A 23,500-nucleotide genomic window follows, 5' to 3' on the forward strand; every position below is an offset into this window, starting at 1 on the left:
GCCCCCCGCCGTGACAGGCGGGAGCGTGATGCCTGGATCAGATACCCAGCACGTTGGCGCCGATGCATGGGTCAATGCCGCGCTCCAGGCGACGCTGGTGGACGATCACGGTGATTTCCATCGAGCCGGTGGTGACTTCGAAGTCGAGGATGTGGCCGCCATACGCCTGGAACGTGGCGTCACCGGCCACGCCGTGCATATGGATCGAAGGCTGATCGTTTTTCCAGGCGACCGAGCCGGTGATGCTCGCCATCTCGACACCGTTCAAGAGCTTGGCGTCGAAGTCCTTCTTGTCCTTGTTCCAGAAACCGAACTTGACGTTGCCGAAGCCGATACCGGTGATGGACGCGCTGGGGATCTTCTCGGCGATGGCCAGTTTGGTCAGCTCCTTGAACGCGTTGTCGCCCGTGCGCAGGACCATGAGGTAACCGGTGGGGGTTTTGGTGTAGCGCGGTGTGGCTTCAGTGGGGCATTGCATCTGCGCGGTCGTCGCGGTGGGAGTGGTTTCGGCAAAGGCCAATTGAGCACCTGCAATGTTGATCATCACGGCGGCGGACACGGCCAGCATCAATTTGCACAAGCGTTGTTTCGGGTGACGTTGAACTTGCATGAGACTTCCTCTGTTTTTGTTGTTGTGTGGGTGTTGCGGTTTTCGGGACGAGCGAATCCGACGCCTGTTGTTCAACAGGCGCGGAAGTTGTCGCTAAACGTGGGTGTTAGTTGAAGCCGTGTGACTTACAGCGCATCGCGGCTGCTGACGCCGTCAACCAGTCGGGCGATGCTCAGCGGGTTGCTGTTCTTCAGGGCCTCCGGCAACAGGCTGTCGGGGCAATTCTGGTAACACACCGGCCGCAGGAAACGATCGATCGCCAAGGTTCCGACCGAGGTGCCGCGTGCATCCGACGTCGCCGGGTAAGGGCCGCCATGCACCATGGCGTCGCAGACTTCCACGCCAGTGGGATAACCGTTGAACAGCACGCGCCCGACTTTCTGTTCCAGCAGGGCCAGTACGTCGCCGAGGGTATCGAGCTCCGAATCCTCGGTAATCAGCGTGGCGGTCAACTGCCCGCGCAAACCGTGCAGTGCCTGCATCAACTCGGTGTGGTCGGCGACTTCAACGACGAGGGTGGTAGGGCCGAAGACTTCTTCCTGAAGCAACTCATCGCCATTGATCAGCAGGCTCGCATCGGCCTTGAACACTTGCGGCCGCGCCTGATTGCCCTGTTGCTCGCTGCCGGCCAGGTGCGTGATGCCGGGGTGAGCGCGCAGGTTGTCGAGGCCATGGCAATAGCTTTTCAAGGCGCCGGCGTTGAGCATCGTTTGCGCCGGTTGTTCGCTCATCAATCCGGTAAACCGGTCGAGGAAAGCCGTGAATTCCGCCGAACGAATGCCCAGCACCAAACCGGGATTGGTGCAGAACTGGCCCGCACCCAACACCACGGAAGCGCTCAGCTCGGCGGCGATTTTTTCACCGCGTGCCTTGAGTGCTTCGGGCATCAGCAACACCGGGTTGATGCTGCTCATCTCGGCGAACACCGGGATTGGCTGAGGGCGCGCGGCCGCCATGTCACACAAGGCGCGGCCGCCACGCAATGAACCGGTGAAGCCGACCGCCTGAATGGCCGGATGCTTGACCAGCGCTTCTCCGACGCTGCCGTAGAGCAGGTTGAACACGCCTGCGGGCATCCCGGTTTTGCGCGCTGCGCGGGTGATCGCATCGGCGACGTAATCGGCGGTTGCCATGTGGCCGCTGTGGGCCTTGAACACCACCGGGCAACCGGCGGCGAGGGCGGAAGCGGTGTCGCCGCCGGCAGTGGAGAAGGCCAGCGGAAAGTTGCTGGCGCCGAACACGGCGACCGGACCGAGCCCGGTGCGGTACTGACGCAGGTCGGGACGCGGCAGTGGCTGACGGTCCGGCAGCGCACGGTCGATGCGCACACCGTAGAAATCACCCCGACGCAGCATCGTGGCGAACAGACGCATCTGGCCGCTGGTGCGTGCTCGTTCACCTTGAATGCGTCCGGCGGGCAGGGCAGTTTCCTGGCACACCAGGGCGATGAACGTGTCATCCAGCGCATCGAGTTCTGCGGCGATGGCATCGAGGAACCCGGCGCGGCGGGCGGCCGACAGGTTGCGGAAAGTCGGGTACGCCGTGGCCGCGGCTTCTGCAGCGGCATTCACTTCCTCGGTTGTCGCCTGATGGAAGCGATAGGGCAGAGCTTCGCCAGTGCTGGCGTCGTGGCTTTGCAGGGTGCTCGTGCCGTTGGCCGAGCGCGTGCCGGCGATGTAGTTGTGGCCTGAAACTTCAAACATGTTGGACTCCTGATGAGCTGTTCAGATCGGGTCAAGCGAGCCGGTAGATGCGTCGGGCGTTGTCATGAAACAGCGCAAGCCGATCTTCGAGAAAGCGGTCCCGGACAATGGTTTTGAAACCGTCGAACACTTCGCTGAGGCTGTTCACCACGCCATCGACCGGGTAATTGCTGGCGAACGCGCAGCGGCTGACGTCGAAAATCGATATCGCGTCGTTCACCACCACGCGGTTCGCCTCGACCGGCCACGCCTTGCCGGGAATGCAGATGCCGGAAATCTTCAGCACGACGTTCGGTTCCTTTGCCAGCAGGGCGAGGTTTTCACGCCAACCGGCCAGACCTTCTTCGGAGCGGTCGGCGGGCAGTGCGGTGTGATTGACCACGATGGACACGTCGGGAAAATCCCGGGCCAGCTCGGCGGCTTCCGGCAGATGCCACCACGGCGCCTGCAATTCGAAGTGCAGGCCGTTTTCGGCCAGTTGGGCATAGCCATCGCGCCAGCGCGGATCGCGCATCGAACCGGGGGCGACAAAATCTTCGCGCCAGGTTTCACGGCTGGTCACTGTCGGTTTGTGGCGTATGCCGCGCACCAGCGGGTGATCGCCGTATAGGCGCAGCAGATCAAAAGCGTCTTCACGATCCAGCCAGGCCTGCGCGACCATGGCGCCCAGGGTGGACTCGGTTTTCGCCAGCGATTCGACAAACCGCACTTCATCGGCCGGTGTCGCCGGGTCCCACTCACCCTCGATCAAGACCGTCTGCACCACGTGATGGCGGCCGGTCAGCCGGTGATAGTCGGCCGGCAGGAAATTGCGGCAGATCGACGAGTAATCGCCATAACGAAACGGTCGCAACGGCCGGTCGTTCAGCCATGGGTAGTAATGGTTTTCGATATCGAAATAGTGTTGATGCGCGTCGACGATGGGCAAATCCGCATCGTCGCCGCTGGCCAGAAAACGTGCGCGCCAGTCGATGGCCGACAGGTTATCCATGCTGCTCCTCCAATCGATAAAAGCGTCGAGCGTTGCCGGCGAACACCGCTTCCTGCACCGCACGGCCCATGGGGGCGAGCATCGCGGCCATGCCATCGGCAATCGTGTCGTAGGAAGCGCGCAGCCCGGCCACCGGAAAATTGCTGGCAAACATGCAGCGCTCGGGGCCGAAGATTTCCAGCGCGGTCAGGACCACAATCCGGTTGTCGTCATAATTCCAGGGCGAATCTTTAAGCCCGAACTCCGACAGCTTGATGTGCACGTTCGGCTGCAAGGCCAACGCCTCCAGGCCTTTGCGCCAGCGCGCCATGCCTTGTGGGCTGCGGTCCCAGGCGAAACCGGTGTGGTTGAGCGCGATGCGGATCTGCGGAAACATCGCCGCCACTTCCGCCGCTTCGACCAGGTGCCACGGCGGCACCCGCAGGTCCCACGACAGATCGTGCTCGGCCAGCCGCGAAAAGCCTTCCAGCCAGTTCGGGTCCTGCATGGTGCCCTTGGCCCCGGCCACTGACACGTCCGGCGATGCCGAGGTCACCGGTTTTGAACGGATGCCTTTCACCAGCGGCCTGGCGGCTTGAGCGGCGAGAATCTCTGCACTGTCTTCGCGATCGAACCAGGCATGGGCAACGATGGCATTCGGGAAGCCGTAACGGGCGTTCATCTGTTCCAGCCAGCGTGTCTCGGCGACTTGTTCGTCGCGTGCACGCTCGGCCTCGACGTGCACCGTGCCGACCAAACGTTGATTTTCGGTCAGGGCGAGGAACTGTTCCGGCAGGAAATCACGGCACAGGCTGTGATAGTCGCCGAGGAAGAATTCCTCGTGATACTCGTCCTGCAACCACGGATAGCGCCCGTTGCCCAGGTCCCACAAATGGTGATGGGCATCGACGACCGGCAGCGCATCCCCGGCCGCCAGGTTCGGCATGCCGTTGCGTTCGTGAAGGGTGATCATGACGAAGACCCTGACTCAGCGTGACGCGGAGAATTGCGAAGGGCTGAGCACGCCGTCTTCGACGTCGCCGGCGGCCGCTGCCTCGGCTTTGGCCTGGACGCGGCTGCGCAGTTTGGCGACGTTCACCACCACGCGGGTATGCGCCGCTGTCGCCACCAGCTCGACGTCATCGCGCACCTCGACATTGAAAGTGACGCTGCGACCTTCAATGCGAGTGACCGTGGCGACGATGTTCACCGACATGCCCAGCAGCGTGGCGCCGACGTGACGGATATCGACCGCCGCCCCCACGGTGTTTTCACCCTCGTCGAGGAAGGTCAGCAGGTAATCGAGGCAAGTCTGTTCAATGTCGTCGACCAGGCGCGGCGTGGCATAGATGCGCAGGTCTTCGCCCAGAAACGAAATGGTGCGTTGTTTGTCGACGATCAGTGGGCGCTCGGTGGCGGAGCCTGGGTGCAGAGTGGAGAAATTCATAAAAAACCTCGTGTTTGAGTGCTGACAGTCAAAGGTTGATTCAGGCAGACGGCAGGAAACCGATGGAAATCCATGGCACGGCGATCAGCACCGCCAGCGCCACGACCAAGGCGCCGAGATACGGCCAGACCCGGCGCATGGCGCCACTTGGGTCAACCTTGGCGATGGCGCACGCGGCGTAGAAACCGACGCCGAATGGCGGGGCGAACAAGCCCAGGCCCATGGCGAAGATCGCGACCATGGCGTAATGCACGTCGTTGATGCCCATGGCTTTGGCAATCGGGAACAGCAGCGGGCCGAACAGCACGATGGCCGGGATGCCTTCCAGGAAACTGCCGAGCAGGATGAACGCCACGGCGGAGATGATCAGGAAGCCCATCGCGCCGCCCGGAACGGTCGCCATCACTTGCGCCAACTGGTGCGAAAAGCCCGACTGGGTCAGCGCCCAGGCCATGGCGGTGGCGCTGCCGATGATGATCAGGATCGCGCCGGACAACGACGCGGTGCTGACCAGAATCGGGTACAAGCGGCGCCAGTCGAAGCAGCGGTAGCACAGCAGACCGACAATGAAGGTGTAGGCCACGCCGATGGCGGCGACTTCGGTGGCGGTGGCGACCCCTTCAACCACCGCAGTGCGGATCACGAAGGGCAGGGCCAGCGCAGGGATCGCGAGCAGCAGCGAGTGGCCGATTTCCTTGCCCGAGGCACGTTTGCCGGTGGAGGCCTCACCTTTGCGGTTCTTCCACCAGATGACGGCTGCCATCGCAATTGCGCCCACCACCGCCGGCATGAAACCGCCGGTGAACAGTGCGGAAATCGACACGCCGGTCACCGAACCGATGGTGATCAGCACCAGGCTTGGCGGAATGGTTTCCGACATCGCCCCAGAGGCGTTGAGCATCGCCACCAGTTCGTTTTCGTCCTCGCCGCGCTTCTTCATTTCCGGGAACAGCGCCGGGGCGATGGCGGCCATGTCTGCCGCTTTCGAGCCGGAAATACCGGAGATCAGGTAGATGGCGCCGATCAGCACATACGACAAACCGCCGCGCACATGGCCGATCAGCGAGCACAGGAAACGGATCATCGCCCGCGCCATGCCCATGGCTTCGATCAGCGCACCCAAAAACACGAACAGCGGGATGGCCAGCAGGATCAGGCTCGCCATGCCTTCGTCCATCCGCCCGACCACCAGCGTCAGCGGTGTGCTGGTCATGGTCGACAGGTACGCCACCGTGGCCAGGCCGAACGCGACCATGATGGGGACGCCGATGACGATCATCGCCATCACGCCGACCATGAAGAAGATCACCAGGTTCCAGTTGCCCATCAGCAACATCGAGCCTTCGGCCACCCACAACAACGCGCCGAGGGATGCGAGCATCGCCACCGAGACCGAGAAGTCGATCAACCGTGCGCTGGTCAACAGCCGGGCGACGCAGGTCATCAACATCAGGCTCAGGCCGACGGCGATGGCGGACACACGAAAGGCGTTGGGGATTTCGAGGGCGGCGGTGGTGATGATCCACTCGTCGCTGACGTACTCCCAGGCCGGGGTAAACAGCAGCCCGATGAAGGTGATGACGATCACCGCGCCCAGGGTGTCGATGAACGCCCGTTTTTCCACGGGCAGCCGCGAGATGAACGAGGTCAGCCGCATGTGCTCGCCGCGTCGCATCGCCACCACCGAACCGAGCATCGCCAGCCACAGGAACAGCAGCGAAGCCAGTTCGTCGCCCCAGACAATCGGCTGGTTGAGCACATAACGCGAGAACACGTTGCAGAACAGCAGCGTGACTTCGATGACCACCAGCAACGCCGCGCTGCCCTCGGTCAGCCAGCGCAGACCGGTGTCCAGCGCGCGGCCGAGACGAAATGTGGTTTGGTGTGGGCTGAGTCCTTCAGCGGGAGCAACATCCGTCATTGGCAGTTCATTTTTCATGACTTTGTCTCCGGCTTAGGACAGTTGACCCGCGTATTGCTCAAGCAAGCTCCAGGCTTCCGGGCCGTACTTATCCTTCCATTGGGTGTAGAAGCCTTTCGATTGCAGGTCTGTCCTGAACAGTGTGCGGTCGACTTTGTTGAAGGTGATGCCGTGGGCGGTCAGCGACGGCTCCAGGCTGGAGTTGAGGTCGATCACCTGTTGGCGCTGAACCAGCGCGGCGGCGTTGATCTGCCGGGAGACGATTTCCTGCACGTCCGCCGGCAGTTTCGGGAAAGTCTTGCCCGAGGCGACGATCCAGAAACCGCCCCAGATGTGGTCGGTCATCGAGCAATATTTCTGCACTTCATAGAAGCGTGCGGACTCGACCACCACCAGCGGGTTTTCCTGGCCGTCGACCACTTTGGTCTGCAAGGCCGAGTAGGTTTCGTTGATGCTGATGCCGGTCGGCGAGGCGCCCAGGGCGCTGAACATCGACGTCCACAGCGGGCTGACCAAGACGCGCAGTTTGAAGCCGGCGAGGTCTTGCGGCGTGTTGATCGGCCGCGTCGAACTGGTGATCTGGCGGAAGCCGTTGTTCCAGACTTTTTCCATTGGGATCAGGCCGACCTTCTCGGTCTTGGCGCGCACGTATTCGCCCAGCTTGCCGTCCAGAGCAGCCCAGACACTGTCGTAGTCCTTGAACGCAAACGGCATGCTTTCAATCGACATGGCCGGCACCAGCGTCGAGAGAATCGCACCCGGCAGTGGAATGAAATCGATCGCCCCGGCGCGCACCTGGGACAGCATGTCGGTGTCGCCGCCCATGGCGCCGTTGGCGTACACCTGCAAGTCCACCGCGCCGTTGGTTTCGGCCTTGATCGCCAGCGAGGCGGCCTTCATCTGTTGGTTCAGCGGATGGGTGTCGGGCAGGCTGCTGGTGTAGCGCAGCACGATGGGTTTGGTCGCGGCGAAGACGCTCGAAGGCAGCAGGTTGGCGGCAAATGCGCCACCCACGGTGACGCCGGCAGACACTAGGAAGGATCGGCGGCTGACGGACTCGGTCAAGATACGGCTCATGATGTTCACCTATTGTTTTTGTTGTAGTTGTTCTAAAAAGCAACGCGAACGCTGCTCCTTGTGGGAGCGAGCCTGCTCGCGATGGACCTGAGGGCGCCGCGTTTATCCAGCCAAAAACGCGTTTTCGTTAACGTCCATCGCGAGCAGGCTCGCTCCCACACAGTTCGGTTCAGGAGGCGAGTGCGACCACCGCCTGGGTTCGAATCAACTCGTCGATTTCGTTTTCCGCATACCCGCTTTCCTTCAGCACTTCGCGGGTGTGTTCGCCGAGCAGCGGTGCAGGGCGGCTGGTCGGTGGCGCGGCGTTGTCCATGTCGGAGAAGTGAATCGGCAAGCCCATGCCGCGCACCCGGCCTTCGGTCGGGTGTTCGGTTTCGACGACCATGCCGCGTGCCTTGGTTTGCGGGTGGGCCAACGCGGCGGCGATGTCGAGGACCGGCCCGGCAGGCAGGCCGAGGCTGTCGAACAACACCATCCATTCATCCGTGGTGCGTGCGACCAGCACTTCGTTGAGGATTTCCACCAGCGCCAGGCGATGCTCCATGCGCAAGGCGTTGCTGGCGAAGCGTGGGTCGGCTTTCAATTGCGGAACGGCCAGCGCCTCGACCAGTCGTTCGTAGTTGGCCTGGTTGGCGGCGCCGATGTTGATCCAGCCATCCGCCGTGCGGAACACCTGGTACGGCGCGCTGGTGGAGTTGGCCGAACCCATTTTTGGCAGGATGGTGCCGTCGGCGAAATACGCCGCTGCTGGCCAGTACATTTGTTGCAGGCCGGCTTCGAACAGCGAGGTGTCGACCATCTGCCCAAGGCCGGTTTTCTGTTTCGCGGCATACGCGGCGCAGATGCCGAGGGCGGCGAGGATGCCGGAGTTGATGTCGGCCACCGGCGAACCGGCCTTGACCGGCTCACGCCCGGCTTCACCGGTCATGCTCATCATGCCGCTCATGCCTTGGGCGATCAGGTCGAAACCGCCTTTCTCACCGAACGGCCCACTGCGGCCGTAACCGGAAATCGCGCAGTAGATCAGCCCGGGGTTGAGGGTTTTCAGGGTTTCGTAACCGAGGCCGAATTTTTCCATGGTGCCGGCGCGGTAGTTTTCCGTGACCACGTCGGCGTCCATCAGCAGGCGGCGCAGAACGTCGCGGCCGCCCTCGGTTTTCAGGTTCAGGCCGATCCCGCGCTTGTTGCGGTTGACCACCATGAACGAAGCGGATTCACCGCTGGCCATGATCGGCGAGAAGCGGCGCGAATCATCACCGTCCGGGACTTTCTCGACCTTCACCACGTCAGCGCCCATGTCGGCCAGCATCATGCCGCACACCGGGCCGGACATGATGTGAGCCAGTTCTACCACGCGCATTCCTGTCAGCGGTCCCATGTTATTTGCCCTCGAATTGTGGTTTGGCTTTGGCGATGAACGCGTTCAGGCCGATCTGAAAATCGTCGGTGTCGTAGCAGGCGTAGCTGCTGTCGATCTGCTCGACGGTGGGGGCGATGCCCGCTTCCAGTTGCCGTGCCGCCTGGCGATGCCAGCGGGCGACGAGCGGGGCGCCGTTAGTGATGCGTTTGGCGGTGGCGAGGGTTTCGGATTCGACTTCGGCATCCGGTACGACGCGGGTCACGAGGTTTTTCACGTAGGCGTCGTTGGCGTCGAGAATGCGGCCTTCAAGGAGAATCTCCAGGGTCGTCGAGCGTCCCGCCAGCGCCACCAGCCCGGCCATTTCGTCATAGGACATGACCAGCCCGAGCTTGCCGACCGGCGCGCCGAAGCGGCTGGACGTGCCACAGATGCGCAGGTCGCAGAGTGCGGCAATTTCCAGACCGCCGCCGACGCACACGCCGTGAATCATCGCGATCACCGGGTGCGGGCATTCGACAACCGCGCGCATCGCCGCTGAAGTGACTTCGGCATAGTGTCGGGCTTGCGCCTGGTTGGCGCGCACGCTCGGAAACTCGCCGACATCGGCGCCGGCGGCAAAGGCCTGTTCGCCCGCACCGCGCAACACCACGCAGCGCACGCTGAGGTCGGCGGACAGTTCGGTCATGACGTCACCCAGGTCTTGCCACATGGACAGGGTCAGGGCGTTCATCTTTCCCGGATGGCTGAGGGTGACAATGGCAATGGCGTCTTGCCGTTCGATAAGGACGGTGGGCTTCATGATTGTTCCGCTGCCGTCGGCGTTGCCGACGACGCGGTTGCCTCCTGATTTATTGTTGTTGGGCAGCGGCTGCTTACAGCGATTGTTCGAGCATCGACAGGTAGTCCGCCGAGGATGCTTCGCGCGGATTGGTCTTGTGGCTGTGATCGTGCAAAGCGCCCTCGACGATGCCGGCGAACAGGCTTTCATCGACGCCGATCTGGCTCAGGCGGGTCGGCAGGCCCAGGCGTTTGGTCATGTCTTCGATGGCTGCGCCGATGTTCGCGTCGGCCTCAAGGCCCATGGCATGGCGCAGTCGTTCCAGTTTGCGCTCGTCACGGACAGTCGGGGCGTTGGCGTTGAAGTGCACGACCGCCGGTAGAAAAATCGCGTTCAAAGTGCCGTGGTGCAGTTTCGGATTGATGCCGCCCAAGGCGTGGGAAAGGCTGTGCACGCAGCCCAGTCCTTTCTGGAAGGCCAGCGCGCCTTGCATGGACGCGCTCATCATGTTCATCCGCGCTTCGCGATCACCGGGTTCGGCGGTCGCGCGTTCGATGTGTTCCCAGGCGCGCCACAGGCCGTCGAGGGCGATGCCGTCTGCGGCAGGGTTGAAGGCCGGGGCCATGAACGTTTCGATGCAATGCGCGATAGCGTCCATGCCGGTGGCGGCGGTGAGCATGGGCGGCAGACCGAGGGTCAACTCCGGATCGCAGATGGCCACGCGCGGCACGACATAGGGGGAGATAACGCCGACCTTGCGACCATCGTCGAGGATCAAAATGGCGCCGCGACCTACTTCGCTGCCGGTGCCGGCCGTGGTCGGAACCGCAATCAGCGGCGCGGTGGCCGAGGTGATGCGATCCAGTCCGCCTTCAATCACCGCGAAGCTTTGCAGAGGACCGTCGTGGGTGGCGCAGACCGCGACGCCCTTGGCCAGATCGATCGACGAACCGCCACCGACAGCGATGATGCCGTTGCACTCGCCGAGGTGGTATTGGGCCACGGCTTCACGCACGGCGTGTTCATTCGGATTGGGCGGGGTGGCGTCGAAAATTGTCGGTGCGCGGTCACCACCGAGGGCAGCGATGACTTTGTCGACGATGCCGGCATTGCGCACGCCGACATCGGTGACGATCAGCGGCCGGGTGATGCCGGCGCGCTCGGCTTCGGCGGCCAGGTGCTGCAGGCTGTCATAGCCGAACTGGATTTTGGTGACGTAATTGATGAGTGACATGATTCACCACAAGTTATACAGGATTGTTATTGTCGCAACCGGTCTGGGGCAGGAGGGCTTTCGCACTCTGGTCAAACCCATTGCATTGCCTGGCTGTGGGGTGGACTATAGGGCCGTCTTGGCCAGCCTCGATACTGACAACTTTCGATACCTCTATAACTTTTAGTTAACCCTGATGACGCCCTCACTGAACTCGATCATGTCCCGCCTGCACGTCAAGCAGCTCCGTTTGCTGATCGCCCTGGATGAGCACGGCTCCTTGCTGGGCGCGGCCAAACAGGTCGCGCTGACCCAGCCGGGCGCGAGCAAGGCGCTGCAAGAAATTGAAACCACTTTCGGCACTGCGCTGTTCACTCGCACTAACCGCGGGCTTGAGCCGAACGACGCCGGACGTTCGGTCATCCGGTACGCGCGGTTGATCCAGACTGACCTTGCGCACCTGCGCGAAGAGATCATCGGCATCATGAGCGGCGAGGGCGGACGCGTGTCGGTCGGCACCATCATGGGCGCCGTGCCGCTGCTGACCACGGCGATCAGCCGGGTGATCGCCGACAACCCGAAGCTGTCCATCGAGATTGTCGAAGACACCAGCGCCGCGCTGCTCAGCCAGCTCGATGCCGGGCGCCTGGACCTGGCGATCTGCCGTACCACCATCAGCACCACCCCCTATTTGTATGAGAGCTCGACCTTCGTCGAGGAAACCCTGGCGGTGATCGCCAGCACCCAGCATCCGTTCGCCTATGCCCGCCAGTTGTCGTTGAAAGACCTGGTGGATTACCGCTGGGTCGTCTATCGCGCCAACATGCCGATGCGCCTGCTGCTGGAGCGGGAGTTTCATGAGGCCGACCTGCGTTTTCCGGTGCACCTACTGGAAACCACCTCGGCCTTCGCCACTCTGTCGCTGCTCCAGGAAAACCCGACCCTCGTCGCACTGGTGTCGACCGACGTGGCGAAGTTCTGCTCCGGCTACGGCTTCACCACCACGCTGCCGCTGCCGATCACCTCACGCAGCGAACCCTATGAACTGGTGTCGCGCAAAGGCGTACCGGACTCGCCGGCGGCCAGGCTGCTGCGCGAGGCACTGCTGAATCCCGCCTGATTGCCGGCGATGGCGGCCTTGAAATCGATGCAAACCTTACGGGCCCCATCGCCGGCAAGCCGGCTCCTACAGTGGGTTGCGTTGTTGTCAGGGATAGTGCCCGGCATTGCGCGTTTGCATTCGTGCGATTCAGGCAAAATTGATTTGTGGCGGGCGCGGTGTTTGAAACGAATCGGCGCCGCGATACTCGACGGGATTTTGCCTATTCCTAAATTGGCCCACGGATGGCCATTGCGAGGTTCGAACCATGACTGTCTCCCGCCGACTGGCGCTCTTGATGACCGCTGCCGCGTTGCTCACCGCGTGTGGTGAATCTTCCAAACTGCCGCCGCAGGCCAGTGTCGGCCCGAGCCCGCAGTTGCCTGAGCCCACGACCACGCTGATCCCGACGTTGAAGGTGTCCAAGGCCATCGGCTGGTCCGGCAGCGACAAGCCGAAAGCGCCCGCCGGTTTCACGGTGACGGCCCTGGCCGAAAACCTCGACCACCCGCGCTGGATCTACAGATTGCCCAATGGCGATCTGTTGGTCGCCGAAAGCAATCACCCGCCGATGCCTGAAGGCGCCACTGACGGTGGCAGCGGTCCGCTGGCCTGGGCGCGGCGCACCGCGATGGGTTTTGTGATGGGCCGTGTCGGCGCCGATGCGCCCAGCGCCAATCGAATCACCTTGCTGCGCGATGCCGACGGTGACGGTCACGCTGAACTGCGCACAGTGTTCATGAGTGGGCTGACGTCACCTTTCGGCATGGCGTTGGTAGGCAACGAACTGTTCATCGCCAACGCCGACGCCCTGGTCAAGGTGCCTTACAGCGAGGGGCAAACCGAGATCACGGCGATGCCGGTGAAAGTCACCGATCTGCCTGCCGGAATCAATCACCACTGGACCAAGAACATGCTCGCCAACCCTGAGGGCACCAAGCTTTACGTCACCGTGGGCTCCAACAGCAACGTTGGCGAAAACGGTCTGGAGGCCGAAGAAGGGCGCGCGGCCATCTGGGAAGTTGACGTTAAAAGCGCCGACAAGCGTCTGTTTGCCAGCGGCCTGCGCAACCCCAACGGTCTGGCCTGGAAACCCGGTTCGAGCCAGTTGTGGACGGTGGTCAATGAGCGCGATGAAATCGGCAGCGACCTGGTGCCGGATTACCTGACGTCCGTAAAAGACGGCGCGTTCTACGGCTGGCCATGGAGTTACTATGGCAACCACGTCGACACCCGGGTAGAGCCGCCGCGCCCGGACAAGGTGGCCGAGACCATCGCCCCGGATTACGCGTTGGGCACCCACGTCGCACCGCTGGGCCTGGCGTTCTCTGACTCGCGGGCCATGCCCAGCGCTTTCGCCAATGGCGTGTTCATCGGCGAACACGGCTCGTGGAACCGCAATCCGCAGGCCGGCTACAAGGTGGTGTTCATCCCGTTCAGTGACGGCAAGCCTTCAGGTTTACCGGTGGATTTCCTCACCGGTTTCCTCAATGCCGAAGGCGAAGCGCAAGGGCGTCCGGTGGGCGTAGCGCTTGATCAGAGCGGGGCGTTGCTGGTGGCGGACGATGTCGGTAACAAGGTGTGGCGCGTGGCGGTGGCCAAACCCGGGCAATGACGCCTGAGCTGTGCTCTCAGCACAGACGATAAAAGGCGCGTGCCATGAGGCACGCGCCTTTTTTGTGGTCGGAAGAAGCCGACTCAAACCCCGCCCTGGGTCTTGTGAACCGCCTGGATGATGACCTTGGCCACGTCGGCCGGACGCGATTGCTGCGGCACATGACTGGCTTCGACTTCGGTGACCTGCGCTTTCAATTTCTTGGCAAACGCGCGCTGCAGGTCGGGCTGGATCATACGGTCTTCACGGGCCACGACGTACCACGATGGTTTGCCTTTCCAGGCGGCGGCAGTGGTTACGTCGCCAAACGCCGAGGCTCGAATCGGACCTTGTGTCGCGGTCATGATGTCGGTCTGCGCGGCTGGCAGATCTTGAGCGAAGCCTGTGGCCATACCCTGGCGGGTCATGTACAGAAAGCCGTTTTTATCCGCGGCGATGTCTTTCGTACCGGGTGGTGCCGGGTAATCCTTGCCCAGGTCTTTACTGGCCTGACCGGCATCAGGGGCAAACGCGGCGACGTACACCAGGCCACGAACTTTCTGGTCAGTGCCGGCCTGACTGATTACTGTACCGCCCCAGGAGTGCCCGACCAGCACAACGTCGCCGTCCTGGTTGTTCAGGACCCGTTGCGTGGCCGCCACATCATCGGCCAGCGAAGTCAGCGGGTTTTGCACCACGGTGACCTTGATGCCTTCGGCTTGCAGCAGCGGGACAACCTTGGCCCAGTCGGAGCCGTCGGCGAAGGCGCCGTGTACGATCACCACCGACGGTTGCGCAGGGGCCGCATGGCTGCCGACGGCGAACAGCGAAGCCGTCATGGCGAGTGCGAGGGCGATAGCCTTGGGTTTGAACATGGTTAAATCTCCTGTGGTTGGTGTGATCCAGTTTCAGCAATACGCGAACGGTCCGGTATCGGTCGTTTATCCGAGGCAGACCAAAAAACGAGGGAGGGCAGAACGGTATGCGCGACAGTGACGGCATCGAGCTGGAGAGTGCGATCGTGGCGTTGTCCATGGTCGGGGACCTGAGCATGGGGCAGCCCTTCGACCAGTCACGTCGTACCGCCCGGCTGGTCCAGCTGCTCGCGCAGTCGTGTCACGGTGTCGGTGAACACACCGAAGTCGCGCGGCAAGTCGCCTTGCTGCGCTGGTCGGGTTGTACCGCCAATGCCGAGGGCTTCACCCGTCTGCTGGGCGATGACGTCGAGGGCCGCAACGCCATGCTCAGCCAGACGCTGGGGGCGGCGGGCCTGCGCGCCATGCGCAAGTCGGCGCCGTTGGCGCAGGTGCATTGCGAAGTGTCGGGCGACATCGCGCAGACACTGGGCCTGAGTGCGCCGGTCGAACACGGGCTGCGGCATGTGTTCGAGCAGTTCGACGGCGAAGGCAAACCCGTTGGCCTGCGCCATCCCGAGGTGCCGGAGGTGGTGTATCAGGTACTCCTGGCCGGCGATCTGGAAATTCTCTCGCGGGTTCACGGGCTCGACGCTGCGCTGGAATGGATTGCGACCAAGGGCAATCGGCGCTATCCGGCATCGCTGGCCGCCCGGCTCACGCAACATGCCGCAGACTGGCTGGAGTCGTTGCGCGTGCCAGAGGTCACTCCATCACAACCCCGTGAAAACGCGATCAAGGTGCCGCTTACGCTGGTGGGGGATGTGATCGACCTCAAGCTGCCCTGGCTGGCGGGCTATTCGCGTCGCTCCGCCGAGTTGGTGCGCGAAGCCGCCAGACTCTGGGGCTTGTCGGAACAGTCGGGCGACCAGGCCGCGAAGGCCGCGCTGGTGCATGGCATCGGCCGGGCGGCGGTTCCCAACCGGGTCTGGAACACGGCGGGGGCGCTGCTGGACGGTGATCTCGAACAGGTACGCCTGGTGCCTTACTGGACGTCGCGTACCTGCGGCCAGATTCCCGAACTGTCGGTGCCGGGCCGGCTGGCGGCCAACGCTTACGAACGATTGGATGGCAGCGGCTATTTCCGTGGTCTTGAGGGCGATGCCTTGCCCGCCGAGCAGCGCTTGCTGGCGGCGGCGCTGGTCTGGCAGGCGTTACGTTGCGAACGCCCCTGGCGACCGGCCTTCACTGACAGTGATGCAGAACGTCTGTTGCTCGACGAAGCCGCCCAAGGGCGTTTCGACCCTCAGGCCTGTCAGGCGGTCATCGCGGCGGCGCGCGGTGAAAGCGCTGTAGCGGCCAGAGTGAACGGCAGCCCGCTGACCGACCGTGAGACGCAAATCCTGCAACGGATCAGCATGGGCGGGAGCAACAAAGAGGTGGCGCGCCAGCTCGGCATCAGCCCGAGTACGGTGCGTACCCATGTCGAGAGCGTGTTCCGCAAACTGCACTGCACCACCCGTGCGGCTGCAACGCTGAAGGCGCTGACCCTCGGACTGATTTGAGCCTCAAATGGGGATGTGGGTTGTCGACAACACCTGGCGCAACCCCATGAACGAACGGATCTGCCGCACGCCGGGCAGGTACAACAATTGCTCCGCGTGTAGGCGGTTGAAACTGTTGCTGTCCTTGGTTCGTATCAACATGAAGTAGTCGAATTCCCCCGTCACCACATGGCATTCCATGCAGCCGGAAACCTTTTGCGCGGCGGCCTCGAAGGCAGCGAAGGATTCTGGCGTCGAGCGGTCCAGCACCACGCCGATCAGCACCACCATGCCCGCGTCCAGCGCGTCATTGTCCAGCAACGCGACGATGCCCTTGATCAAACCCGCCTGCTTGAGGCGCTCGACGCGGCGCAAACACGCCGGCGCACTCAGTTTGACCTTCTCGGCGAGCGCCACATTGGAGATGGAAGCGTCGCGTTGCAGCGCCTTGAGAATGGCGCGGTCGGTGCGGTCCAGCGGGTGTGGCTCCGGGCTGGGTGTGCCGGTTTTCTTGTGAGTATTTGTTGCGTTCATATGGATTTCTACGCAATAAAAAGTTGTTTGATGTGATAGGCGACGATTTATGTTTCTTTAATGCATTGAAACTTGCAACACATATTTTTGGCTTTGTTCTTAATATTGAACTCATCGAAGCCCCTCTGAAAGAACCTGGAATGCAGCCTGTTTGCCTTTCGGTCTGGCGCTTGGATATCCAATAATCAAGGAGCAGAGTCATGAACCTGAATCGTTTCAAACGCTATCCGTTGACCTTCGGTCCTTCGCCCATCACCCCCTTGAAACGCCTCAGCGAACACCTGGGCGGCAAGGTCGAGCTGTATGCCAAACGTGAAGACTGCAACAGTGGCTTGGCCTTCGGTGGCAACAAGACGCGCAAGCTTGAATACCTGATTCCCGAGGCCATCGAGCAGGGCTGCGACACCCTGGTGTCCATCGGCGGGATCCAGTCGAACCAGACCCGCCAGGTCGCTGCTGTTGCCGCACACCTGGGCATGAAGTGCGTGCTGGTCCAGGAAAACTGAGTGAACTACTCCGATGCCGTGTATGACCGCGTTGGCAACATCGAGATGTCTCGCATCATGGGCGCGGATGTACGACTGGACGCCGCCGGGTTCGACATCGGCATTCGCCCCAGCTGGGAGAAGGCGATGAACGATGTGGTGGAACGCGGCGGCAAACCGTTTCCGATCCCGGCGGGCTGTTCCGAGCATCCGTATGGCGGTCTCGGCTTCGTCGGTTTCGCCGAGGAAGTCCGCCAGCAGGAACAAGAACTCGGCTTCAAGTTCGATTACATCGTGGTCTGCTCGGTGACCGGCAGCACCCAGGCGGGCATGGTGGTCGGGTTTGCCGCCGACGGTCGTTCGAAGAATGTCATCGGTATCGACGCTTCGGCCAAACCGGAAAAGACCAAGGCACAGATCCTGCGGATCGCCCGGCACACCGCTGAACTGGTGGAGCTGGGGCGCGAAATCACCGAAGAAGATGTGGTGCTCGACACACGGTTCGCCTATCCGGAATACGGTTTGCCCAACGAAGGCACGCTGGAAGCCATCCGCCTGTGCGGCCGACTTGAAGGCGTGCTGACCGACCCGGTGTACGAAGGGAAATCCATGCACGGGATGATCGAAATGGTTCGCCGTGGCGAGTTCCCCGAAGGCTCGAAAGTGCTTTACGCACACTTGGGCGGGGTGCCTGCGTTGAATGCCTACAGCTTCCTGTTCCGTAACGGCTGATCACAAACCTGTAGGAGCCGGCTTGCCGGCGATGGCGGCCTCGAAATCGATGCAAAACCCACGGGCCCCATCGCCGGCAAGCCGGCTCCTACAGTGGAGTGTGTTGTTCACATTTTCGTGCCTGTCACCGACCCCTTGTAGGAGCCGGCTTGCTGGCGATGGCGGCCTTGAGATCGATGCAAAACCAACGGGCCTCATCGCCGGCAAGCCGGCTCCTACAGGAAAGGGGACAACGTTCAATCGCCAGGAGTAGCGCCATGCATGTGATATCGCAATCCGCCGTCTGGATCAAGGAACCCTCGGCGGATGCCGGGGTGGTCATCGTGACCAGTGCCGCGTTGCCCAAATACATGATCGACAAGCTGCACGTGGCCATCGACGACTGGGATCAGGTGGCTTACCTGGCCGTCAAGCAATCCAGGGCATTGATGCTCGACTGGTTGCGGGTCGGGTCCAGCCCCGAGCAAGCGTGTGATGCCCGCCAATTGCTGCGCGGCGTGTGCAAAAGCAGCTTTTTACTGGACGTCGAAGTCGGCACGGTGCCGGGCCTGACCTGGCTGGGATCCGTCTGCGGTCACCCGCTGCGCGTCGTCGACCTGGGAACCGTCGCCTCAACCCATGCGGCGATGAATCGACAGGTGGAAGCCGTTTTGTTGGCGACCCGGAGCCTGGCGAAAAACGTGCTGCAGGAGCGCTACGTCATTTAGCGGATGTTTTCGCCCGCTCAATCAAACACACCCAATAAGAAAGGCAACGCCTATGAGCCGATCTGCCGACCGTCGTAATAACGCCAGGAAATGGATGCGCGAGCCTTCAAGTGGCACGCGCATTGTTGTGATCACTGCTGGACTGGGAAGTGAACATCTAGAGTTGATTCACCACAGTTTCAGTTGCTTTGAAAACATTGCACTGATGCAGGTCGATGTCGCGCCGATGAGCGCTGGAATGTTTGAAGCGCACACATCCACCTGTGATTACTGCCTTGTGGTGGCTGGCGAGCTGGATAAGCGCTTTTTACGCGATTTGCCCAAGCGCAGAATCAATATTTACCCGATAGCCCGGGATGCCCGGACCGAGCGCTCCGTCATCGAAGCGGTCGAGCAGGTCAAAAGCCTGGCCCGAGCAAACCCTCCACCGCGCATTGATAACGAATCAGCCTTTTGCAGGAGATGCCCATGAACCCGTCCGATCTTCATGCCCAGTTACCCGGCCAGACCACGGAAGATGCCGAGGAAATCGCTGAATGGCGCGATGCCTTGCTATCGGTCATCGCCCACGGCGGTGCCGGGCAGGCCAGGCAGATCATGGACATGCTGGTGACACTGGCCAGCACCTGCGAGATGAATTGGCGGCCCCGTCACGGCACGCCCTACATCAATACCATCAGCGTTGAGCAGCAGCCGGTGTTCCCGGGGGATCTTGCGCTCGAAGAACGCCTGGCCTCGATCATGCGCTGGAACGCGTTGGTCATGGTGGCGAGAGCCAACCAGGCCTACGGGGAACTCGGCGGCCACATCGCCAGTTACGCGAGCGCCGCCGATTTGTTTGAGGTGGGCTTCAACCACTTCTTCAGGGCGCGCACTGAAACCAGCGGCGGCGATCTGGTGTTCTACCAGCCGCACTCGGCGCCGGGTGTCTATGCACGGGCTTTTCTGGAAGGCCGTCTCGAAGAGAAGGACTTGCAGCATTACCGGCAAGAGATCGGCGCGCGCGCCAATGGCGCCCGGGGCCTGTCGAGTTATCCGCACCCGTGGTTGATGCCGGACTTCTGGCAGTTCCCGACCGGCTCGATGGGCATCGGTCCGATCAGCTCGATCTACCAGGCGCGTTTCATGCGTTACCTGGAACACCGCGGCCTGCAAGACACCGCCGGGCGCACTGTTTGGGGGGTGTTCGGCGACGGTGAAATGGATGAGCCGGAAAGCATGTCGGCCCTGACGCTGGCGGCACGCGAAGGGCTGGATAATCTGGTGTGGGTGGTCAACTGCAACCTTCAGCGTCTGGACGGTCCGGTGCGGGGCAACGGTCGCATCATCGACGAGCTGGAGGCGCTGTTCGGTGGGGCCGGCTGGAACGTCATCAAACTGGTCTGGGGCTCTGACTGGGACGGACTGTTTGCCCGGGATCACGACGGCGCGCTGGTCAAGGCCCTGTCCGCCACGGTCGATGGCCAGTTCCAGACGTTCGCCGCCAAGGACGGGCGTTTCAACCGCGATCAGTTCTTTGGCCAGAACGAAGCATTGGCTCATCTGGCCCAGGGCCTGACCGATGAACAGATCGACCGCCTCAAACGCGGTGGCCACGACGTGGTGAAGATTTTCGCCGCCTACCAAAGCGCGATGCGCGAGGGCAGAAAACCCACGGTAATTCTGGCGCAGACCAAGAAAGGCTTCGGCATGGGCGATGCAGGGCAGGGCAAGATGACCGTGCACCAGCAGAAGAAACTCGACAAGGACGCGTTGATCGCCTTCCGTAACCGTTTCAATTTGCCGTTAACCGATGAACAGGCGACCTCGCTGAGCTTCTTCAAACCTGACGACGACAGCGCCGAAATGCGCTATCTGCATGAACGTCGCCGGGCATTGGGCGGCTATATGCCGTCGCGGCCCACCACGTCGACGCCCTTGGCCGTGCCCGACGTCAACAGCTACGCGGGGTTCGCCATTGCCGCCGAAGGCAAGGAAATGTCCACCACCATGGCCTTCGTGCGGATGCTCAGCGGTTTGCTCCGGGATAAACAACTGGGGCCGCGCATCGTGCCGATCGTGGCCGATGAGGCGCGCACGTTCGGCATGGCCAGCCTGTTTAAGCAGATCGGGATTTATTCCAGCGTGGGCCAGCGTTATGAGCCGGAGGACATTGGTTCGATCCTGAGTTATCGCGAAGCCCTCGACGGGCAGATTCTCGAAGAGGGCATCAGCGAGGCCGGGGCGATCAGCTCCTGGGTAGCCGCCGCGACCAGCTATTCGGTGCATGGCCTGCCGATGTTGCCGTTCTACATCTACTACTCGATGTTCGGCTTCCAGCGCATCGGCGATTTGATCTGGGCGGCGGCGGACCAGCGGGCCCGCGGGTTTCTGCTCGGCGCCACGGCGGGGCGCACGACGCTGGGTGGCGAAGGTTTGCAGCATCAGGACGGCAACAGCCACTTGATGGCAGCGATGGTGCCCAACTGCCGGGCCTACGATCCGGCGTTCGCCGGTGAGTTTGCGGTGATCCTCGATCACGGCATGCGCCAGATGCTGGAGCGTCAGGTCGACGAGTTTTACTACGTCACGCTGATGAACGAAAACTACCCGCAGCCCAACCTGCCCGAGGGCGTCGAACAGGCAATTATCAAGGGCATGTACCTGTTCGCCCGGCATGAAGTCGAGGACGCACGCGGCAGCGTTCAGTTGCTGGGTTCCGGCGCGATCCTGCTTGAAGTGATCGCGGCGGCCGAGTTGCTGGCCAGCGACTGGAACATCGACAGCGAGGTCTGGAGCGTCACCAGCTTCACCGAACTGGCCCGCGAGGCCCGTGAGGTGGAGCGCTGGAATCGCCTGCATCCGGGACAACCGGCGCGGCGCAGCCACGTTCAGGAATCGCTCAACGACGCGGCGCCGATCATTGCCAGCACAGATTACGTGCGCGCCTTGCCCCAACTGATCGCCAGCTACGCGTCGGCGCGTTACACGGTGCTCGGCACCGACGGTTTTGGCCGCAGTGATACCCGCAGCCGGTTGCGCGCGTTTTTCGAAGTAGACCGCCATCAGATCGTCTTGAGTGCCCTGACGTCACTGGTTCAGGACGGGCGCCTCGATGCCGGCGTGTGTGCCGAAGCGATTGTGCGCTACGGGATTGATGTTGACGCCATCGCACCTTGGGACGCTTGAAGCCGGGCTTCAGGTCGAGTCGAATTTTCAGGAAATGGTCATGAAGAATGTGCATGAAGTGCGAATGCCCGACATCGGCGATGCCAAGGATGTCGGTGTCATCGAAATACCGGTCAAGGCGGGCGATGCGGTGGTCGAAGGGCAGACCCTGATCATTGTCGAGACCGACAAGGCGTCCATGGAAATTCCATCGCCGCACACGGGCGTGTTGCAATCGTTGGTGGTCAGTCTGGATGATAACGTCAGCGAGGGATCGCCGATTGCCTTTATCGAGAGTGAAGGGCTATCGGCGGCGCCTGCACCCCGCATCGAGCCCGTTGCAACGGTCATAGAGCCTCAGCCGATTGCCTCGCCGGCGTTGCTCATCGAAGCGGTTGATCCGCCAACGGACTTGCCGCTGGCATCGCCATCGGTTCGCAAGTTCTCTCGAGAACTGGGTGTTTCGCTCAAGGCCATTCAGGGCACGGGCCTGCGTCGCCGCATCACCAAGGACGATGTGTTGGCCCATGTGAAAGGCGCACTGACGGTCACTGAAACCCGTGCCCAGCCGTTGGGCGGATTGCTGCCCTGGCCGGTGGTGGATTTTGCCAAGTACGGGCCGGTGGAAACCCGACCACTGTCGCGCATCCGCAAAATCAGCGGGGCCAACCTGCATCGCAATTGGCTGATGATTCCCCACGTGACCAATCACGACGACGCGGATATCACGCAACTCGAACAGTTCCGCGTGCAAGTGAACAAGGAAAAGGCAGGCAGCGGGGTCAAGTTGACGTTGCTGGCGTTGTTGATGAAAGCCTGTGCGGGCGCGTTGAAAAAATTCCCGGAGTTCAATGCCAGTCTCAACGGCGACGAACTGGTGTTGAAGGGTTATTGCCACATCGGTTTTGCCGCCGATACACCCGAAGGGTTGGTCGTTCCCGTCATCAAGGACGTCGATCAGAAAGGGGTGCTGGCGATTGCCCGGGAAATGTCGGCGCTGGCTGAAAAGGCGCGGGCGGGCAAGTTGAGCGCTGCCGAGATGAGTGGCGGCTGCTTTTCAATCTCGTCGTTGGGCGGCATTGGCGGGACGTATTTCACGCCGATCATCAATGCGCCGGAAGTCGCGATTCTCGGGGTGGGCAAAAGCACGGAGCGACTTGCGCTGGAGGGCGGGCAGGTTGTGACGCGCAACATGCTGCCGTTGAGCCTGAGTTGGGATCATCGCGTGATCGATGGCGCGGCGGCGGGGCGTTTCAACGCCTATCTGAGCAGTGTGCTGGCGGATTACCGCAGGCTGGTTCTGTGAACGGGGGGAAGGTTTGTCGGGTTCGTTCAGCCACTTGAACATACAAATTCCCCGATCGCGGACACAATGCAGATACATGAGTGCGGTTTGATGAGGTCGTCCAACACCACAAAGAGGCTTTTGCCATGTTCCGCAAACTGCAGCTTGCCGCCAGGTTCCTCAGCCAGAGCACGCGCCTGATGGTGGGCGTTCCGGATTACGACAACTACGTCGCGCAGATGAAGCTGAATCATCCGGACCAGCCGGTCATGAGTTACTCAGCATTTTTTCGTGAACGTCAGGAAGCACGCTACGGCAAACGCAGCTGCACGACGCGGTGCTGCTGAACGCCGATTGAACGGCGGCTGCCGAAAAGCCTCGTCCTCTTTGAGAGGGCGGGGCTTTTTACGTTTCACGGACCTGAATTGAGGGGGCGGCAC

Annotated in this window: 20 protein-coding genes and 1 pseudogene; 9 read left to right on the plus strand and 12 right to left on the minus strand. The window is 62.0% G+C overall.

Features of this window, described 5'->3' with window-relative positions; all coding sequences use genetic code 11:
• Positions 1-37: 37 nt before the first annotated feature.
• From PMI32_RS04145 to gbd, 10 genes are all read right to left on the minus strand, one after another.
• Positions 38-610: a PPC domain-containing DNA-binding protein gene (locus PMI32_RS04145; protein ID WP_008033800.1), complete on the minus strand. Its 573-nt coding sequence runs from the start codon at positions 608-610 to the stop codon at positions 38-40.
• 125 nt (positions 611-735) lie between these two features.
• A complete protein-coding gene (locus PMI32_RS04140) occupies positions 736-2,313 on the minus strand; it encodes an aldehyde dehydrogenase (NADP(+)) (protein WP_008033801.1) in 1,578 nt (525 codons plus the stop codon).
• A 31-nt stretch (positions 2,314-2,344) separates the two neighbouring features.
• Positions 2,345-3,304 (minus strand): amidohydrolase family protein, encoded by a 960-nt coding sequence (locus PMI32_RS04135; protein ID WP_008033802.1) that lies wholly within the window; start codon positions 3,302-3,304, stop codon positions 2,345-2,347.
• On the minus strand, positions 3,297-4,256 hold the full coding sequence (locus tag PMI32_RS04130; protein WP_008033803.1) for an amidohydrolase family protein: 960 nt from the start codon (positions 4,254-4,256) through the stop codon (positions 3,297-3,299). The genes PMI32_RS04135 and PMI32_RS04130 overlap by 8 nt, the downstream gene beginning before the upstream one ends.
• A 15-nt stretch (positions 4,257-4,271) precedes the next feature.
• Positions 4,272-4,730 (minus strand): thioesterase family protein, encoded by a 459-nt coding sequence (locus tag PMI32_RS04125; RefSeq protein ID WP_008033805.1) that lies wholly within the window; start codon positions 4,728-4,730, stop codon positions 4,272-4,274.
• Between the two features lie 40 nt (positions 4,731-4,770).
• Complete coding sequence (locus PMI32_RS04120; protein WP_008033807.1) at positions 4,771-6,669, minus strand: TRAP transporter large permease; 1,899 nt, start codon at positions 6,667-6,669, stop codon at positions 4,771-4,773.
• A gap of 15 nt (positions 6,670-6,684) precedes the next feature.
• On the minus strand, positions 6,685-7,728 hold the full coding sequence (locus PMI32_RS04115) for a TRAP transporter substrate-binding protein (protein ID WP_008033809.1): 1,044 nt from the start codon (positions 7,726-7,728) through the stop codon (positions 6,685-6,687).
• 169 nt (positions 7,729-7,897) lie between these two features.
• Positions 7,898-9,106: a CaiB/BaiF CoA transferase family protein gene (locus PMI32_RS04110; RefSeq protein WP_008033811.1), complete on the minus strand. Its 1,209-nt coding sequence runs from the start codon at positions 9,104-9,106 to the stop codon at positions 7,898-7,900.
• Between the two features lies 1 nt (position 9,107).
• On the minus strand, positions 9,108-9,887 hold the full coding sequence (locus tag PMI32_RS04105; RefSeq protein WP_008033813.1) for an enoyl-CoA hydratase-related protein: 780 nt from the start codon (positions 9,885-9,887) through the stop codon (positions 9,108-9,110).
• A gap of 73 nt (positions 9,888-9,960) precedes the next feature.
• Complete coding sequence (gene gbd, locus PMI32_RS04100; RefSeq protein ID WP_008033814.1) at positions 9,961-11,100, minus strand: 4-hydroxybutyrate dehydrogenase; 1,140 nt, start codon at positions 11,098-11,100, stop codon at positions 9,961-9,963.
• A 175-nt stretch (positions 11,101-11,275) separates the two neighbouring features.
• Between gbd and PMI32_RS04095 the strand changes: the two genes are divergently transcribed.
• Positions 11,276-12,199 (plus strand): LysR family transcriptional regulator, encoded by a 924-nt coding sequence (locus tag PMI32_RS04095; protein ID WP_008033815.1) that lies wholly within the window; start codon positions 11,276-11,278, stop codon positions 12,197-12,199.
• 247 nt (positions 12,200-12,446) lie between these two features.
• Positions 12,447-13,793, plus strand: a complete 1,347-nt coding sequence (locus tag PMI32_RS04090; RefSeq protein ID WP_008033817.1) for a PQQ-dependent sugar dehydrogenase — start codon at positions 12,447-12,449, stop codon at positions 13,791-13,793.
• Positions 13,794-13,876: 83 nt separating this feature from the next.
• Here PMI32_RS04090 and PMI32_RS04085 read toward each other — a convergent pair whose 3' ends face one another.
• The gene (locus PMI32_RS04085) at positions 13,877-14,647 is read right to left on the minus strand and encodes an alpha/beta hydrolase (protein ID WP_008033820.1); all 771 of its coding nucleotides are present in this window, start codon (positions 14,645-14,647) and stop codon (positions 13,877-13,879) included.
• 107 nt (positions 14,648-14,754) lie between these two features.
• Here PMI32_RS04085 and PMI32_RS04080 point away from each other — a divergent pair, with 107 nt between their 5' ends.
• Entirely contained in the window at positions 14,755-16,191 is a 1,437-nt protein-coding gene (locus PMI32_RS04080; RefSeq protein WP_008033822.1) for an HD domain-containing phosphohydrolase, read from the plus strand.
• A 3-nt stretch (positions 16,192-16,194) separates the two neighbouring features.
• On the opposite strand, the gene PMI32_RS04075 is transcribed toward PMI32_RS04080, so the two are convergent.
• The gene (locus PMI32_RS04075; protein WP_008033823.1) at positions 16,195-16,704 is read right to left on the minus strand and encodes an Lrp/AsnC family transcriptional regulator; all 510 of its coding nucleotides are present in this window, start codon (positions 16,702-16,704) and stop codon (positions 16,195-16,197) included.
• A gap of 200 nt (positions 16,705-16,904) precedes the next feature.
• Between PMI32_RS04075 and PMI32_RS0129195 the strand changes: the two are divergent.
• The 6 genes and pseudogenes from PMI32_RS0129195 (at position 16,905) to PMI32_RS04050 (ending at position 23,407) form a co-directional block, all read left to right on the plus strand.
• A pseudogene (locus PMI32_RS0129195) lies at positions 16,905-17,921 on the plus strand (1-aminocyclopropane-1-carboxylate deaminase).
• A 257-nt stretch (positions 17,922-18,178) separates the two neighbouring features.
• Positions 18,179-18,628, plus strand: a complete 450-nt coding sequence (locus tag PMI32_RS04070; RefSeq protein ID WP_008033832.1) for a hypothetical protein — start codon at positions 18,179-18,181, stop codon at positions 18,626-18,628.
• Between the two features lie 52 nt (positions 18,629-18,680).
• Positions 18,681-19,100 carry a hypothetical protein gene (locus PMI32_RS04065; RefSeq protein ID WP_223449437.1) on the plus strand — a complete coding sequence of 140 codons (420 nt, stop codon included), beginning with the start codon at positions 18,681-18,683 and terminating at the stop codon, positions 19,098-19,100.
• The gene (gene mdeB / locus PMI32_RS04060; RefSeq protein ID WP_008033837.1) at positions 19,097-21,796 is read left to right on the plus strand and encodes an alpha-ketoglutarate dehydrogenase; all 2,700 of its coding nucleotides are present in this window, start codon (positions 19,097-19,099) and stop codon (positions 21,794-21,796) included. The genes PMI32_RS04065 and mdeB overlap by 4 nt, the downstream gene beginning before the upstream one ends.
• Before the next feature lie 40 nt (positions 21,797-21,836).
• Positions 21,837-23,081, plus strand: coding sequence for a dihydrolipoyllysine-residue acetyltransferase (locus tag PMI32_RS04055; RefSeq protein WP_008033838.1), 1,245 nt, complete (start codon positions 21,837-21,839; stop codon positions 23,079-23,081).
• 125 nt (positions 23,082-23,206) lie between these two features.
• Complete coding sequence (locus PMI32_RS04050; protein ID WP_008033844.1) at positions 23,207-23,407, plus strand: YbdD/YjiX family protein; 201 nt, start codon at positions 23,207-23,209, stop codon at positions 23,405-23,407.
• The last annotated feature ends 93 nt before the right edge of the window (positions 23,408-23,500 follow it).

It is taken from the genome of Pseudomonas sp. GM60, from assembly GCF_000282415.1.
GTDB classification, from domain to species: Bacteria; Pseudomonadota; Gammaproteobacteria; order Pseudomonadales; family Pseudomonadaceae; genus Aquipseudomonas; species Aquipseudomonas migulae.

Coding starts and splice junctions, on each gene's coding strand:
- PMI32_RS04145 (WP_008033800.1), bottom strand. CDS start 610: ATGCAAGTTCAACGTCACCCGAAACAACGCTTGTGCAAATTGATGCTG.
- PMI32_RS04140 (WP_008033801.1), bottom strand. CDS start 2,313: ATGTTTGAAGTTTCAGGCCACAACTACATCGCCGGCACGCGCTCGGCC.
- PMI32_RS04135 (WP_008033802.1), bottom strand. CDS start 3,304: ATGGATAACCTGTCGGCCATCGACTGGCGCGCACGTTTTCTGGCCAGC.
- PMI32_RS04130 (WP_008033803.1), bottom strand. CDS start 4,256: ATGATCACCCTTCACGAACGCAACGGCATGCCGAACCTGGCGGCCGGG.
- PMI32_RS04125 (WP_008033805.1), bottom strand. CDS start 4,730: ATGAATTTCTCCACTCTGCACCCAGGCTCCGCCACCGAGCGCCCACTG.
- PMI32_RS04120 (WP_008033807.1), bottom strand. CDS start 6,669: ATGAAAAATGAACTGCCAATGACGGATGTTGCTCCCGCTGAAGGACTC.
- PMI32_RS04115 (WP_008033809.1), bottom strand. CDS start 7,728: ATGAGCCGTATCTTGACCGAGTCCGTCAGCCGCCGATCCTTCCTAGTG.
- PMI32_RS04110 (WP_008033811.1), bottom strand. CDS start 9,106: ATGGGACCGCTGACAGGAATGCGCGTGGTAGAACTGGCTCACATCATG.
- PMI32_RS04105 (WP_008033813.1), bottom strand. CDS start 9,887: ATGAAGCCCACCGTCCTTATCGAACGGCAAGACGCCATTGCCATTGTC.
- gbd (WP_008033814.1), bottom strand. CDS start 11,100: ATGTCACTCATCAATTACGTCACCAAAATCCAGTTCGGCTATGACAGC.
- PMI32_RS04095 (WP_008033815.1), top strand. CDS start 11,276: ATGACGCCCTCACTGAACTCGATCATGTCCCGCCTGCACGTCAAGCAG.
- PMI32_RS04090 (WP_008033817.1), top strand. CDS start 12,447: ATGACTGTCTCCCGCCGACTGGCGCTCTTGATGACCGCTGCCGCGTTG.
- PMI32_RS04085 (WP_008033820.1), bottom strand. CDS start 14,647: ATGTTCAAACCCAAGGCTATCGCCCTCGCACTCGCCATGACGGCTTCG.
- PMI32_RS04080 (WP_008033822.1), top strand. CDS start 14,755: ATGCGCGACAGTGACGGCATCGAGCTGGAGAGTGCGATCGTGGCGTTG.
- PMI32_RS04075 (WP_008033823.1), bottom strand. CDS start 16,704: ATGAACGCAACAAATACTCACAAGAAAACCGGCACACCCAGCCCGGAG.
- PMI32_RS04070 (WP_008033832.1), top strand. CDS start 18,179: ATGCATGTGATATCGCAATCCGCCGTCTGGATCAAGGAACCCTCGGCG.
- PMI32_RS04065 (WP_223449437.1), top strand. CDS start 18,681: ATGAGCCGATCTGCCGACCGTCGTAATAACGCCAGGAAATGGATGCGC.
- mdeB (WP_008033837.1), top strand. CDS start 19,097: ATGAACCCGTCCGATCTTCATGCCCAGTTACCCGGCCAGACCACGGAA.
- PMI32_RS04055 (WP_008033838.1), top strand. CDS start 21,837: ATGAAGAATGTGCATGAAGTGCGAATGCCCGACATCGGCGATGCCAAG.
- PMI32_RS04050 (WP_008033844.1), top strand. CDS start 23,207: ATGTTCCGCAAACTGCAGCTTGCCGCCAGGTTCCTCAGCCAGAGCACG.